13 protein-coding genes are annotated in these 14,581 nt (G+C 73.2%); 5 read left to right on the top strand and 8 right to left on the bottom strand.

The features are described 5' to 3' along the window. Window positions 1-726: 726 nt before the first annotated feature. Both AC0HI0_RS11510 and AC0HI0_RS11505 read right to left on the bottom strand, forming a co-directional pair. A complete protein-coding gene (locus AC0HI0_RS11510; protein WP_480932297.1) occupies window positions 727-1,356 on the bottom strand; it encodes an AAA family ATPase in 630 nt (209 codons plus the stop codon). A gap of 43 nt (window positions 1,357-1,399) precedes the next feature. Next, a complete protein-coding gene (locus AC0HI0_RS11505) occupies window positions 1,400-2,242 on the bottom strand; it encodes a PucR family transcriptional regulator (protein ID WP_480932296.1) in 843 nt (280 codons plus the stop codon). Window positions 2,243-2,316: 74 nt separating this feature from the next. On the opposite strand from AC0HI0_RS11505, the gene AC0HI0_RS11500 reads away from it, so the two are divergent. Continuing rightward, entirely contained in the window at window positions 2,317-3,651 is a 1,335-nt protein-coding gene (locus tag AC0HI0_RS11500) for a DegT/DnrJ/EryC1/StrS family aminotransferase (RefSeq protein ID WP_480932295.1), read from the top strand. Here AC0HI0_RS11500 and AC0HI0_RS11495 read toward each other — a convergent pair. Continuing rightward, window positions 3,632-4,600, bottom strand: coding sequence for a helix-turn-helix transcriptional regulator (locus AC0HI0_RS11495; protein ID WP_480932294.1), 969 nt, complete (start codon window positions 4,598-4,600; stop codon window positions 3,632-3,634). The genes AC0HI0_RS11500 and AC0HI0_RS11495 overlap by 20 nt on opposite strands. A gap of 343 nt (window positions 4,601-4,943) precedes the next feature. Here AC0HI0_RS11495 and AC0HI0_RS11490 point away from each other — a divergent pair, with 343 nt between their 5' ends. The 3 genes from AC0HI0_RS11490 (at window position 4,944) to AC0HI0_RS11480 (ending at window position 7,721) form a co-directional block, all read left to right on the top strand. Further along, a complete protein-coding gene (locus tag AC0HI0_RS11490) occupies window positions 4,944-5,996 on the top strand; it encodes a winged helix DNA-binding domain-containing protein (RefSeq protein WP_480932293.1) in 1,053 nt (350 codons plus the stop codon). A 67-nt stretch (window positions 5,997-6,063) separates the two neighbouring features. Then, entirely contained in the window at window positions 6,064-6,585 is a 522-nt protein-coding gene (locus AC0HI0_RS11485) for a TetR family transcriptional regulator (protein WP_480932292.1), read from the top strand. After that, window positions 6,582-7,721 (top strand): FAD-dependent monooxygenase, encoded by a 1,140-nt coding sequence (locus AC0HI0_RS11480; RefSeq protein ID WP_480932291.1) that lies wholly within the window; start codon window positions 6,582-6,584, stop codon window positions 7,719-7,721. Before AC0HI0_RS11485 ends, AC0HI0_RS11480 begins: the two co-directional genes overlap by 4 nt. Here AC0HI0_RS11480 and AC0HI0_RS11475 read toward each other — a convergent pair. The 5 genes from AC0HI0_RS11475 to AC0HI0_RS11455 all read right to left on the bottom strand — a co-directional run bounded on the left by AC0HI0_RS11475 (window position 7,718) and on the right by AC0HI0_RS11455 (window position 13,969). Further along, the gene (locus AC0HI0_RS11475) at window positions 7,718-8,878 is read right to left on the bottom strand and encodes a hypothetical protein (RefSeq protein ID WP_480932290.1); all 1,161 of its coding nucleotides are present in this window, start codon (window positions 8,876-8,878) and stop codon (window positions 7,718-7,720) included. The genes AC0HI0_RS11480 and AC0HI0_RS11475 overlap by 4 nt on opposite strands. 200 nt (window positions 8,879-9,078) lie before the next feature. Continuing rightward, the gene (locus AC0HI0_RS11470; RefSeq protein WP_480932289.1) at window positions 9,079-9,513 is read right to left on the bottom strand and encodes a hypothetical protein; all 435 of its coding nucleotides are present in this window, start codon (window positions 9,511-9,513) and stop codon (window positions 9,079-9,081) included. A 279-nt stretch (window positions 9,514-9,792) separates the two neighbouring features. Then, window positions 9,793-11,283 (bottom strand): glycosyltransferase family 39 protein, encoded by a 1,491-nt coding sequence (locus tag AC0HI0_RS11465; RefSeq protein WP_480932288.1) that lies wholly within the window; start codon window positions 11,281-11,283, stop codon window positions 9,793-9,795. After that, window positions 11,280-12,605 (bottom strand): DUF1330 domain-containing protein, encoded by a 1,326-nt coding sequence (locus AC0HI0_RS11460; protein ID WP_480932287.1) that lies wholly within the window; start codon window positions 12,603-12,605, stop codon window positions 11,280-11,282. The genes AC0HI0_RS11465 and AC0HI0_RS11460 overlap by 4 nt, the downstream gene beginning before the upstream one ends. A 374-nt stretch (window positions 12,606-12,979) precedes the next feature. Then, entirely contained in the window at window positions 12,980-13,969 is a 990-nt protein-coding gene (locus AC0HI0_RS11455; protein ID WP_480932286.1) for a helix-turn-helix transcriptional regulator, read from the bottom strand. Between the two features lie 113 nt (window positions 13,970-14,082). Between AC0HI0_RS11455 and AC0HI0_RS11450 the strand changes: the two genes are divergently transcribed. Further along, window positions 14,083-14,550: a VOC family protein gene (locus AC0HI0_RS11450; RefSeq protein WP_480932285.1), complete on the top strand. Its 468-nt coding sequence runs from the start codon at window positions 14,083-14,085 to the stop codon at window positions 14,548-14,550. Window positions 14,551-14,581 lie beyond the last annotated feature (31 nt).

The raw sequence follows: 14,581 nt of genomic DNA, 5'->3' as shown, positions 1-14,581 counted from the left end.
CGCGGCCCTCAAAACCGTGATCGCCGCCCGGATCACGGACCCCAAGGCGGTGCTGGACGCGCTGTTCGCCACCGACGGCGCGTGGCCTCCGGCCCCCGGTTCCATCGTCTCACGGCCCACCGACAACGCCGGCGGGCCGAGCGCGCCGGAGGACATCGGCGATGCCGCCGAGCCCGGCACGGAGCTGTGCCCGGTACGGAGCCGGGCACCGGGGCGGTGGTGGTCGGCGGGGACGTGCCCGAGGGCTTGGCCCTGGACCTGGAGCGGGTCGGGATCATGGGGCACTCGGGCGGGGCCATGGCCCAGACGCTGTTCGAGGACCGGCGGATCCGGGCCGGGGTCAACCTGGAGGGCTACCTCGACCACATCCCCGCCGGGTCCGGCGGGCTGCTCCCGGTCGCGGCGGCACAGGACGGACCGGCCGTTGCTACTGCCGGGCATCGACGGGTTCCGCGACGCGCGGCTGGACCGGACGTGGCTGCCGCTGTCCCGGCTGCCACCACCGAACTGGTCCGACTCGACCACGCCCGGCACTGGGGGCCGTCCGACTACGCCGCCCTCGCGCCGCAGTTTCGCGACGCCGGCCTGATGACCGCCGGGGACCGCGCCGCGCTGGTCGGCACCGGCGACCCGCTGCCGCAGGTGCGCCGGCACGTCGTGGACTTCCTCGCCCGCCACCTGCGGGCCGCCGACCAGGAACCAGCCGTCGACCAGAACCAGCCGCGATCAGAACCGGATGTGCTTCACGCCGACCCACGCGCGGCGCGCCCGGCCCCTCAGCGGGCCGTCGGTGTTCGGCGTCAACACCAGCCCGGCCGACTCGGCGATCCGGTCGGCGACCTGCGGCACCGTGATGTCGTCGGTCCACAGGTGCTCGGCGAACTCCGGCCCGCTCAACCGCTCCAGGCACCGGTCCAGCGCCCGCACCGCCCAGCTCTCCCGGCGCAGCGGCGCGTCCTTGCCCAACACCACCTGCGTGACGTGCCCGAACACCCGCTCCCGCAACCGGTCGAGCACGACTTCGCGGGACGCCAGCAGGGCGAAGTGCCGCACGTCGTGGCCCCGGTCGCGCAACCGGCCCACGATCTCGTCGAAGTAGGCGGTCTCGATCACCGTCATCGGCGCGATCACCGTGCCGTCCTGTCCGGACAGCGCCAGGTCCAGCACCTCGAACACGCCCTGCCGCCACGCCGGGAGGTCCTGGAAGTCGCCGCGCAGCGCGGGCGGCGTCATCCGGTGCAGGCCGAACCCGACCACCTCCGGGTCGCAGACGTGGCTGCCGGGCAGCCGTCGCGCCAACTCGTGCGCCGTCTGGGTCTTCCCACCGCCGAACGGGCCGTTGATCCACAGGAGCATGCCTCCTGACTACCACGAAGCGGCCCGGCCCCGACCGACACCGTCACGGCCGTCGCGCCAGGCGGACCAGCTTGAGCGCCAGGTGCAGTTCCAGCCGCGCCGCGCCGTCGGACAACGACCGCCCCGTCACCGCCTCGATCCGGCCCAGCCGGTAGTACAGGCTGGTCCGGTGCAGGTGCAGCGCCTCGGCGGTGGCCCGCGCGTCGCACCCCGAGTCCAGGTAGCCCTCCAACGTCGCCAGCAGCACCTCCGACAACCCGGCGAGCACCCCGTCCGGCGAGGCACCCAGCAACAGCCGGTACGCGCCCAGGTCCGCCCAGCGCGCCACCCCCGGCAGTGCCGGGTCCAGCCGGGACAGCTCCGCCGCCGCCAACGCCTGCTGGTAGGCGTCACCGGCGCGGTCCGGCGGGTGCGGGTCGCTCACCCCGGCCGGACCGGACAGCTCCGGCACCGGGTCCGCCGCCGGCACCGTGCGCACCGAACGCGGCTCCAGCGCCACCACGACCCGGATCGGCGCGCGCTCGCCCACCCGGATCCCGGCCGCCAGCGCGGGCAGGTGCCCCACCACCGCCGCCGGGTCCACCTCGCCCAGCACCCACAGATAGCCCACCAGCACCCCGTTGTGCCGCAACGGGAATCCCACCCGCTCCTGGAACCCCAGCTCCTCGTTCGCGGGCACCCGCACCGGACCGGCCGACGACGACGCGCCGTGCCGCTCCTGCCACGCCGCCACCTCCGGCGGCACCCGCCTGGTCAGGATCGCGCGCACCCGCGCCGGGTCCACCTCGTCGGTCTGCGCGCTGTGCGCCACCACCCGGCCGGACACGTCGTCCACCGAGACGCCGCGCCCCAGCACCCGCGACAACTCGTCCAGCAACTCCTGCATTTCGACAATTGTAGGAAACAATCGCGACCTCGCGCGGTCGCCGGCCACCGTCGCCGGACCCTAGCGTCGCTCGCGTGACCAACAGCAGGATCGCCCCGTGGGCCTCGCCCCGCGCGCAACACCGCCTGGCCGAGGTGGAAGCCGCCGTGTCCGCCGACCTGAGCGCGGCCGGCGTCACCGACACCGTCCGCAAAGCCCTGCGGGCGCACGCCACCCAGGTCGACGACGACGGCATCGTGCTCTACGCGGGCACCAACGTGCTCAGCCCCGCTGCGGCCGCCGCGAACCTGCCCTCCGTGTCCAGCCGGCCCAGCATGGGCTGGCCCGGCGAGAAGTACCAGGTCGGGCTCGACCACCTGGACACCCTCGAAGTCCTGGCCCCGCTGCTGGTCGCCGACCTGATGGAAGGCGCCCACGCCGAGGTCCGGCTGCAGAGCGCCACCTTGGCCAACCTCGCCGTCTACACCGCCTTCGCCCGCCCCGGCGACAAGATCGCGGTGCTGCCCGAAGTCGCCGGCGGCCACGCCAGCCACCACCCCCAGGGCGTCCCGGCGGTGCGCGGCCTCACCGTCGTGGACCTGCCCTACGACCCCGGCCGGCTCGACCTCGACTACGCCGCCCTGCCCGGCTTCCTGCGCGTGCACCGGCCCCGCATCGTCGTCATCGGCGCGAGCATGATGCTGTTCCCGCACGACGTGGCCGCCGTCCGCGCGGCGTGCGACGAGGTGGGCGCGACCCTGCTCTACGACGCCTCGCACATGGCCGGACTGGTCGCGGGCAAGGTCTTCCAGCGCCCCCTGCACGAAGGCGCGCACGTGCTCACGTTCTCCACCTACAAGTCCTTCGGCGGCCCCTCCGGCGGCTGCGTGGTCACCCGCGACCCCGACCTGGCCGAACGCGTCTCCACCGTCGCCTACCCCGGCATGCTCGCCAACTACGACGCCGGCCGGCTGGGCGCGCTCGCCGTCACCGCCGCCGAACTGGCCGAACGCGGCGGCACCTACGCCTCGGCGTGCCTGGCCAACGCCCAGGTCCTGGCCAGGTCGCTGCACGACAACGGGTTCGCCGTCGCCCGCCGCGACGACGAGTTCACCCGCTCCCACCACATCGCGATCGACGCCCAGGACCTCGGCGGCGGCGACCAGGCCGGGCTGCGGCTCGGCGCGGCAGGCGTCTACCTCAGCGGCATCGGCCTGCCCTGGCAGCGCCCCGACGAGGGGCTGCGCGGCCTGCGCATCGGCACCCAGGAGATCACCCGGCGCGGGTTCACCCCCGCCGACCAGCCCGCGATCGCCGAGCTGATGCGCCGCGCGCTGCTCGACCACGAGGCACCCGACCGCGTCCGGGCCGACGCCGTCGCGCTGCGCCGCGAGGTCAACGACCGGGAGGTCACCCGGCGAACGCCGTGACCAGCTCGTCCCGCCCGCCGGCGCCGGTCTTGCGGAACACCGCCTTGAGGTGGTCGTTGACCGTGTGCACGGACAGGCCCCGGCGGCGGGCGATGTTCTTGGGCGCGGCACCGTCGTAGACGTCGGCCAGCACCTGCCGCTCGCGGGGCGTGATCCCGTACCACTCGCAGAACGCGGGCAGCAGGCGCGACCCGGCCGCCGCCTCGAACAGCACCGCGACCTCGTCGCGCGAGAGCCGCTGCCCGTGGAACGCCAGCCACCGCCCGTGCCCCACCGAGGGCCGCACCACCACCGGGTCGCCCCGGCGGGCCAGCAACGACAACCCCTCGATGAACGCCTCGCCGACCCACGGCGCCGCCACCTGGTCACCGCGCAGCCGCTCCCGCCACGCCGCCGCCGGAGCCGTCGCCGAGCGCACCCGGTGGTCCGGGCCCAGCACCAGCACCGCCGGCGGCAGCGCCGGGGCCTCGGGCACCAGCGGACCGGACGTCACGTAGGCCCGCAGCACCGCGGGCAGCTCCCGCGCCAGCTCCACCGCCCGCCGCACGTCGTCGCCGGCGAACCCCCGCCCGTCGAACCGCAACAGCCCCAACGCGCCCCACACCCCGCGCTGGTCCTCCAGCATCACCCGCAGCTCCGGCACACCGCACGCGTCCGCCACCGTCCACCGCACGCCCGGACCGCGCGCCACGACCAGCTCGCCGCGATGGCTCGCCCGGTAGTAGCCCAGCAGCAGCTCCCGCCCGAACTCCGGCGAACACCCGTGCCAGAAGCTCACCGGGCCCGTCTCCAGACCGGTCGACGGGGTCGTGCCCGCCAACCGCAGCCCGTCGTGCGGCACCCACGGCGCGACCGCCTCGGACACCAGCCGCCCCAACTCGACCGCACCCGCCTGTTGCCGCACGCCGTCCCGCAGATCGCACGACAGTCGTTCCCCCCACGACGTCACGATCCCGAGTGTGACCCGAACGGGCACCCGCCGACACCGAACTCCACCCGAACGTGCACCCCCAAAATTCGGGATGTCCCGCGACCGGCCCGCTGCGGCACCGTCGTCGCATGCACCGAATCGAACCCACGAGCCTCCAGGACCAGCCGCACCGGGGTCGGGACGAACGGCGCAAGCGGGTCCGCCGCCGCCGTGCGGTCCAACGCGCCGAGCGCGATGTGGCACGCGGACGACACGACCCCGTGGTGGTTGCGGTATGAAGACACTCCCCTGATGGAGTCCCCGCGACGGAGGCACCCGACTTGCCCACCCAGGACGCCCGCACGTGCTCCGGGAGCCTCCGGTGATCACGCTGCGCGGCCTCAACCGCGCCCTGCTGCACCGGCAGCTCCTGCTGGAGCGCTCGGACCTGTCCGTGCCCGACGCGGTGGACCACCTCGTCGGGATGCAGGCCCAGGAACCACCCTCGCCGTACTACGGCCTGTGGTCGCGCCTGCGCGACTTCGCCCCCGAGTCACTCGGTGACCTGGTGGCCGACGGCAAGGTCGTCCGCGCCCCGCTGCATCGCGCCACCATCCACCTGGTCACCGCGGCCGACCACGCCCGCGTCGAACCCGTGCTGCGGGCCATGGTGCGCCGCCGGTTCGGCTCGTCGCCCTTCCGCGCGGTGCTCGCCGCACGCGACCCCGACGACCTCGTCCGGGAAGGCGCGCGCCTGCTCGCCGAACAGCCCCGCACCCGCCCCGAGCTGGGCCGGGAGTTGGCGCGGCGGTGGCCGGAGCTGGACGCCGAATCGCTCGGCCACGCCATCACCTACCTGCTGCCGGTGGTCCAGCTCCCGCCGCGCGGCGTGTGGGGCAAGTCCGGGCAGGCGGTGTGGGCGGACGCCACGCGGTGGCTCGGCGCGGTCGGCGACGAGCAGGACCCGGCCGGGTTCGTCCGGCGCTACCTGGCCGCGTTCGGCCCGGCGACGGTGAAGGACGTGCAGGTGTGGTCGGGCCTGACCCGGCTCAAGGACGTGCTGCGCGGCATGGATCTGCGGGTGCTGACCGACGAGTCGGGCCGCGAGCTGTACGACGTGCCCGACGGCCCGCTGCCCGACCCGGACGCCCCGGCCCCGGTGCGCTTCCTGCCCGAGTTCGACAACGTGCTGCTCGGCCACGACGACCGGACCCGGGTCATCTCCACCGAGGACTACCGGCGGGGGATCGTGATCGGCGGGCGGCCGACGCTGCTCGTGGACGGGTTCGTGCACGGCGTCTGGAAGCTCTCGAAGGGCCTTGACGTGCAGGTCTTCCGCCCGCTCACGGCCGGTCAGCGCGCCGACGTGCTCGCGGAGGGTGCCCGGCTGCTGGAGTTCGCGGGCGTCGGGGGCGAGGTCCGGATCACCGCCTGAACCACCTCCGACCCGTGTTTGGACGATCGTCCAGTACGATCGTCCAAACACGGGTCGGAGGTACGGGATGACCGTTCGGGAGCGGCTGCTCGCGGCAGCCGCGCAACTCATCGCGGAGAAGGGCTGGGGCGCGGTCAGCACCAGGGTGCTGGCCGACCGGGCGGGCGTCGGGTCCGGCGTGGTGCACTACCACTTCGACTCGACGCAGGCCGTCCTCGTCGAAGCCGCGACCGGCGCGCTGCGCGCCGCGCTCGCCGCACTGCCCGACCTGCTGGCCGCCGCGACCACCCCGGCCGAGGCGCTCGACGCGATCCTCACCGCGCTGGAGGAGACCGACGGCCAGGAGCTGTTCACCGAGACCTACCTGGCCGCCACCCGCAACGACGACCTGCGCCGCGCGGTCGGCGAGGTGCTCGCCGAGTTCCGGCACACCGTCGCCGCCGTGCTCGCCACCCACGACGTGCCCACCCCCGAGGCCACCGCCGCCGTGCTCGCCGCCGCCGTCGACGGCATCGTCCTGCACCGCGCCCTCGACCCCGGCCTGACCCGCGCGGTGGTCGCGCCCGTCCTCGGGCGGGTGCTGCGGTGAAGGTCGTGATCAGCGGCGCGGGCATCGCCGGCCTCACCCTCGCGGGCCGGCTCGGCGCGCTCGGCCACACCGTCGAGGTCGTGGAGAAGGCCCCCGGCCCGCGCCCCGAGGGCTACATGATCGACTTCTTCGGGCCGGGCTACGACACCGCCGAGCGGATGGGCCTGCTGCCCCGCGTGCACGAACTCGGCTACCGGTTCACCGAGGCCGGCTACCACGACGAGACCGGCCGCCGCCGCGCCGGGCTCAGCTTCGAGCGGTTCGCCCGGGCCATGGGCGGCCGGATGACCAGCATCATGCGCCCCGACGTCGAGCACGTCCTGCGCACCGCGCTGCCACCGGGCGTCGCGGTCCGGTTCGGCGCGGCCGTCACCGACGTCGACAACCGCGCGGACGGCGTGTCGGTCCGGCTCGCCGACGGCACGGCGCTGGACGCGGACCTGCTGGTCGGCGCGGACGGCATCCACTCGACCGTGCGCGGCCTGGTGTTCGGCGCCGAGGCCGAGTTCTTCCGCTACCTCGGCTTCCACACCGCGGCGTTCGTCTTCGACGACCCGGGGATCCACCGCCTGGTCGCCGGCCGGTTCTGCCTCACCGACACCGTCGCCCGGCAGGTCGGCTGCTACGGCCTGCGCGACGGACGGGTCGCCGCGTTCACCGTGCACCGCACCCCGGACCCGACCCGGCCCGACGACCCACGGGCGGCGGTGCGCGCCGCGTACTCGACGCTGGGCTGGATCGTGCCGCAGGTGCTGGAGCACTGCCCGCCGGAGATCTACTACGACCAGGTCGCGCAGATCGAGATGCCCCGGTGGAGCACCGGCCGGGTGGTGCTGGTCGGCGACGCGTGCGGCGCGGTGTCGCTGCTCGCCGGACAGGGCGCCTCGCTGGGCATGGGCGGGGCGTTCGTGCTGGCGGAGAACGTGACCGACCTGGCCGCCTACGAAAGCCGGTGGCGGCCGGTCGTGGTCGACAAGCAGCAGGTCGCCCGTGCCGGGGCACGCTGGTTCCTGCCGTCCACGCGGCTGCGGCTGCGCGCCCGGCGGGTCGCGATGCGGCTGGCGAAGCTGCCGTGGGTGGACCGGCGGATCGCGGTGAGCCTGGTCGGCAAGCCCACCGCGCTGGTCGACGACTAGCGGCGCAGCTCCTCCAGCGCGCGGTCGAGCTGGGCCTCGGCCCGTTCGGCGCGGGCGAGCGTCTGGACGCGCGCCTCCTCCAACGCCGCGACCCGTTCCCGCGTGACGCGCTCGGCCTCCTCCAACCGGCTCTGGTGGGCCTGGCGCGCGGAGTCCAGTTCGCCGCGCGCGCGTTCGAGTTCGGCACGGGCGTCCGAGGCGGCTTGGCCGGCCCGTTCGGCGGCGGCCCGAGCCTGGGCCGCTGCCTCGGCGTCGCGCCGGGCGGTGTCGGTGATGCGTTCGACCTGGGCGGCGGCCTCCTGGCGGGCACGGTCGACGTGGGTGTCGGCTTCGGCTCGGGCCCGCTCGACCTGCGCGTCGGCGTCGGCCGCCGCCCGCGCCACCGTGGCCTCGGCTTCGGTCCGGGCGCGGTCGACGTCCTCGCGGGCGGTCGTCTGGGCGGCCTCGATCTCCTTGGCGGCTTGACGTCGGGCGCGTTCGGCGTGCGTCACCGCGTCGGCCTGGGCCTGGTCGACCTGGGCGGCGCAGTCGCGCCGGATCTCCTCGATCACGGTCGCGGCCTCGGTCCTGATGGTGGCGATCGCGCTCTCGGCCCGTTCGACCGCGGCGGTGGCCTCGGCCCGTGCCGCGTCGCGCTGCTCGTAGGCCGTGGCCGCGTCCTGCTCGGCCTGTTCGGCGGCCCGGACCGCGTCCTCGGTGGTGGCTTCGGCTGCCGCGCGGGCCTGTTCGGCGTCCCGCCGTCGCCGTTCGGCCTTCGCCACCGCGGCCTCCGCCTCGGCGACCTTGCGCGCCGCCTCGGCCTCGACGGCCTGCACCTGGCTCTCGGCGACGCTCGGATCGGCGATGGCCGCCAGCTCTCCGACGGCCCCGGTCAACGTCGCCGACATCTGCTCGGCGAGCACCCGGAACCGCTCCAGCAACTCTTCGGCCCTGATCTTGCCGGACGTAATCCCATGCGGGCCTTTCGTCACGGTGACGACCTCTGCGTCCTGCTCGCCTTCCTGCGCCAGCCGCTGCCGCTCCCGCCACGCCCGCCACCGGGTGTGTTCCGGCAGGTCGCAGTACTCGGCGGGCCGGCCCGGCCCGGCGCCCCGCAACACCGGACGCGTGCAGCCGGGGTAGTTGCAGGTCGAGGCGGAAGTCTCGGTCGTCGTCACGGCAATACCGTAGCACAATAACGTCATGTCAAACGTTATTATGCGCAACGCAACGCTATGAACCTGCGGTTGGGTGACTTCCGATAAGTAAACGTTATCGGAAGTCAGGATTTCGCAGCACGGCCGGCGCGTCGGGGCGGGTCCGCGTGTGACGCGCAGTAGAACTGTCAGCGCCTGAGCTGGACATACACAGCAATGTGTCAGTGGATGCGCGCGCCAGATCTCAGTGGCCGATCCAGACGATGTGCACGATGGCCGCGACTGCGGTGGGCTACATCCCCTCCCCTGCCGCCACGGAGGGTCGGAGGCGCACGATCTGTAACGGTGTTGTGGTTGGGTGAAAGCTGGCGCTCCAGCAGCACAGTTCGCGCATCAGTGCCTCCTCGACGGACGACACTCAGCCCGACGAGTCCCGCGATCCAGATCGGCGTGAGCGCAGGACCGAGGATCATGATCAGGTCTGGGAAGAACGCAACGCGGTTGTACCCTCCCTCCGCTGCGGCGAGTCGTGGGTGATCGAGCAGGTGGTGCCCGATGCTCAGCACGATCACCGACGTGCCGACGCTGGCGGCGGCCAGCACCTGCGCGCGCCGCGTGCCGCCGAACTCCGCCTCCATCATCGCGGCGAGCAGCACGACGAGGACACCGCACAACACCGCCCTACACCCTGATGGCCCAGGCCACGTCACCGAACACGCTCGCGGCGAATCGGGCCGGCAACGGCACCAGCGCGGACTGGTCGACCTAGCCCAGACCCTGGCGCTCGCCGAGTATCCGGAAGTACGTCTCGTCGGGCGGGGGTGAGGCCGTGCCAGCCGGCGAACTCCTGGACCAGGACGGCATACCCGCCCGCGACTGCGGCGATCGGCCGCCACTCGACCCGGGCTGGGTGCGAGCCTCTCCATCGGAGGTCGTCATGTCCCACTCAGGTAGCGGTAGCCCGGCCACAGCTCGTGCCACCGCGCGCGCAGCCCTCGGCACACCGCGATCGGCTTGCCCTGCTCGGAGTTCGCGACCTCGAGCCTGTTGTCGACTCGGTCCACCTCGTCGCAGCCGGTGAAGCTCCCGGCCAGCTCGTCCGGCTCGAACCCGACGGCGAGCACGACATCGGCCGACTCCGGCGGCGGTCCCCACCCGTGCAGCTCGTTGTGCCCGCTATACACGGCGGGCAGGTCCGTGCCGTAGCGTTGGAGCGCGCCGGCCTCCCCGAAGTTGTGGGTGAGGACGACGGCCCGCGCCCGGTCCCCGGCGGGCAGCTCGCGGTGCGCCCGGGAGACCTGATCGGCGAGTTCGGGCCAGCCGACGCTCTCAAACGAGATGTTGAACGAGATGCTGTTGAGCGGTTGTGACGCCAGCGTCTGCCGCGGCAGCACTGGCAACGCCACCAGCGCCTGGAGGGCCGTGCTGAGCGCCAGCGCGACGACGAGCGCCGGCCGCCGCCACGACGCGCGCGACATCCACCCCTCGGTCACCACGCAGCCGGCAGCGAGCAGCGCGAGCAGGAACCCGCCGGCGTAGTCCGGTCGGCCGCCGCCGAGCACGAGCAGCACGCACATCGCCGGGAACGCGACACCGACCGCACGGAGCCGGGGATCTCGTATCAGGCGCACCAGTCCGGCGATCCAGATCGGCGTCAGCGCCGGGCCCAGGATGAGGAGCAGGCTCGGCCCGAAGATGACGCGGTTGACCGGTCCGTCTGCCGCACCGAGCACTTCCGCCATGTGCAGCTGCGGCAGGTCGTTCACCAGCTGGTAGGCGAGGTTCGGCGCGCCGATCAACAGCCCCAGTCCGATTCCCGCGTACAGCCACTTGTCCCGCAGCGGCTTGCGCGGTCCGGTCACCACCATGCAGAGCAGCACGGTCACCGGCAGCAGAAGGACGACGTACTTGCTGTAGATCGCGATACCGCACACCGCGCCCGCCGCCAACCACCACCGCCCGTCCTGACGCAGCACGGCGCGCAGCACGAAGAGCATGACGCCGCACCAGCCGACCATGTCCATGGTCGACGTCACGAACACGTGCCCCAAGCCGAGCACGAGTGCGGACGTGGCCAGGCACACCGCGCTCAGCACCTGTGCCCGTGCGGTGCCGCCGAGTTCGGCGGTGATAAGCACGCCGAGCACCACCACGGCCACCGCGCACAGGATTGCGGGCACCCTCATGCCGGTGACGGTGTCACCGAAGAGCTGCGTGGACACGTTGACGAGCAGCGGCACTAGCGGGGGTTGGTCGACGTAGCCCCAGGCGGCCCCCCGCGTGCCGAGCAGCCGGTAGTACAGCTCGTCGACGTTGTAGCCGTACTGACCGGAGAACGCCAGGAGGACGACGGACAGCCCGGCCGTCACGGCGGCGACCGGTCGCCACGTCACTGCGGCGGCACGCCCGGTCTCGATCGCGTTCACCGCGGGTCACCGGCCCCGTGCACGATCACGGGCTCCATGTCGACACCGTCGCGCAGGTGCCCGATCGCCCGGTACTCGGGCGAGGCGTGCCACTCGCGCACGTGCTCGACGCTGGGGAACTCCATCACCGACAGGTGCACGGGTACCCACTCGCCTTCCAACACGTCGACTTCCCCACCGCGCAAGGCGAACCTGCCCCCGTACCCGCGCATCGTGTCCAGCACCCTGGCGCGGTACTCGGCCATCGTTATGGGGGCGGCCACCGACTTCGCGTTCCCGATCACGTAGGTGGGCACAACTCGCGCCCTGTACTGGACAGGGACACCGATGCCGCGAGCAGCGGCGACGCGCGCGGCGGACTCGCCCCCGGCGGACTCCCGGCTGTCCACGAACACCGAGCACCTCGCCACCGCCTCGGCGTGCAGCTCCCGCGGGTCGAGGGTCGAGGTGCCGACGGCGTTGACGTGCGCGCCCTCGGCCAGGTACTCCGCCCGTACGAAGGGTTCCTTCGCCGAGGTCTTGGTGCACACGCGCACGCGGCGCGGCTTGCGCACCACCGCCACCGCCTCCGGGTGGCTGCGTGCCTGCACACCGGAGCCGAGGGTGGCGAGATCATCGGCGTTCGGCGTGGCGAGCGCGTCCGTCGCGACTGCGGACACCGCCGCAGTCCGTACAGCGGTGAGCGCTGTGGCGTCGAGCACCGCCGGCGGAAAGCCCGTCTCCGGGTGGAAGACGACCACCACACCGACGTGCGCGGGCATGCCTCGGGCGTGGTTGTCCGGTCGCGGGATCGTCCGCAGCGGCTGGGTGACACGGCCGTCGCTGTACCAGCGCATCGCTTCGGCCATCAGCCCGATGGCGTCCGTCATCGGCAGCGCCTCGCGTACGGCGGCGGCGTCCAGGAACAACATCGGTCCCCTTACTGTTCGTCGCGGGTGAAGACCGACCACACCACCCGGATCGGCCTGGTCGAGGAGATGAACGAGAGACCGTGGGCACATTGCGGCGGTGTACCCGGCGGGCAGCAGCTGCATGATCAGCGGCACGGGAGACGGGTGGCTCGCGATCGTCGGCGAGCGCGGGATCGGTCCCGCGCCGTCGGGTTTCGCGAGGCCGTGGTGTGCGTTGGCCACGACGAAGTGGCTGACCTCGTCACCGCGCAGGGCGTCCGCAGCGAACTCGTATTGGTCGTAGAGCCGCACGCACAGCTCGTCGTTCGGTGGCGCGAGGCGGCACCACAGCAGGCGCTCCGCCACCCGCACCGACTCGTCGTCCCACGTGAATCCGGGCTTCAGCTCGAACAGCACGATGTGCCGGATCACTGCTCCCCCTGGTATGTCGCAGGGCTGCCCCTACCTTCCCGGAGCAACCGGAGTCAATGCCAGGCCCTTAACCCCTCGGTGAAGTAGCCCGAGCCGGCTGCAGCGCTCGCCCTGCGGGAACCTCCACATCGCCGGCGGCATGGCGCCCGCGGCGTTTCAGAATTCTGCATCTGGGCGTTGAGCAGCGGTGATCGCACACCGTGAGCTGCAGGGGCATGATCGTGAGATGTGGCGCTACAACTGCTGTACCTGATCCTCGTCCGACGGTGACGCGGGACCGCGACCACGTGGCCGATACTTTGGTATCCGCATAAGACGGACTGAATCGTTCACTGACACTGTCATGCGCATGGCAGTGACACTTTTCCTGCGCGTCAGAAGGATTCCGCAGCGCGGCCGGCGCGTCGGGACAGCTCCGCGAACGCCGCACGCAGCTCCGGCGGGGAGACCACCTCGATCTCGGTGTCGAAGCGGGCCAGCGCCGCCGCGAGCGCGGGCCACGACCAGGACCCCGTCGTCAGCCTGGTCCGGGCGGCACCGAGTTCCTCCGCCACCCCGTCGCCGGCGAACGGGGCCACCTCCGCCACCGGCAGGTCGAGGATCACCTCCCCCCGGCAGGGCCAGTCGTCCGCGCCGCCCGAACCCTTGAACCGGGCCGACAGGAACGCGGCCACGTCGCCACCCGGCACCTCCCGGGGAGCGAACCGGGGCCCGGTCGGGACACGTGGTGCCATCCGGTCGGCGCGGAAGGTCCGCCAGTCGCCCCGGTCGGGATCCCAGCCGACGACGTACCAGCGCCCGGCCCGCACCACCAGGTGGTGCGGCTGCACCCGGCGGGGCGGGCGCGGCTCGGCGTCCTCGGGGCGGCCCGGCGCGCGGTAGTCGAACCGCAGCTCCTCCCCCGCCCGGACCGCCGCGCTCAGCGTGAGCAGGACCCCGGTGTCGACCTGCGGGGTGCCGCCACGCCCGGCCGCGCTGATCTCCAGCGCGTCGACGCGCTGCCGCAACCGCGACGGCAGCACCTGCCGCACCGTGGCCAGTGCCCGTGCCGCCGCCTCCTCGATGCCCGCGCCCGTCCCGACGGCGATCCGCAGCGCGACGGCCAGCGCGACCGCCTGTTCCTCGTCGAACAGCAGCGGCGGCATCTGGCTGCCCGCTTCGAGCCGGTAGCCGCCGTCGGGGCCCTTCACCGCCTGCACGGGGTAGCCCAGCTCGCGCAGCCGGTCGACGTCGCGGCGCACCGTCCGCTCGCTGACGCCCAGCCGCTCGGCGAGCAGGCCGCCCGGCCAGTCGCGGCGGGCCTGGAGCATCGACAGCAGCGACAGCAGCCGGCTGGAGGTCGTCGTGGACGAGGCGATCGGCATGGTGTCACGGTGCCACAGGTAGCGGACGTTCCCTGACCGGTACTGCCGGCATCGTCGGTCTCGTCGCCGGAAGCCTCCGGCACCGCAGACCTTTCGTGAAGGACCGGAACACCATGTCGCTCAACGCTGTCGCCCACCTGAACTTCCACGGCCAGGCCCGCGAAGCCCTGGAGTTCTACCAGTCGGTGTTCGGCGGTCGGCTCACCGTCGCCACCTACGCCGACTTCGGGATGCCCGCCGAACTGCCCGGCGCCGCCCACGTCGTGTTCGGCCAGGTCGTCGCCGACAACGGCTTCCGGGTCATGGCCTACGACGTGCCCGGCGCGCACGCGCCGGCTGACCGGAACGGGCCCACCACCCGTCGCGAGAACGGCACCACGATCACCCAGGAGCCGTTCTTCCTGTCCGTCCGGGGCGCGAACGTCGAGGAGGTCACCCCGGTGTGGGAGGGCCTGGCCCAGGGCGGGACCGTGATCGAGGCGTTCGGCCCCGCCCCGTGGGCGCCCGCGTTCGGGATGCTCGCCGACCGCTTCGGCGTCACCTGGATCGTCGACGTCGCGGCCGAGCACACCCCGGCCTGATCCGCACCGCGAGGTGTGCGGCCGGCACCGG

The sequence above is a fragment of the Saccharothrix sp. NBAS 001 genome (genome assembly GCF_056640475.1).
The sequence above is the reverse complement of the archived record's forward strand: the minus strand, read 5'-3'. Positions and strand labels throughout refer to the sequence as shown.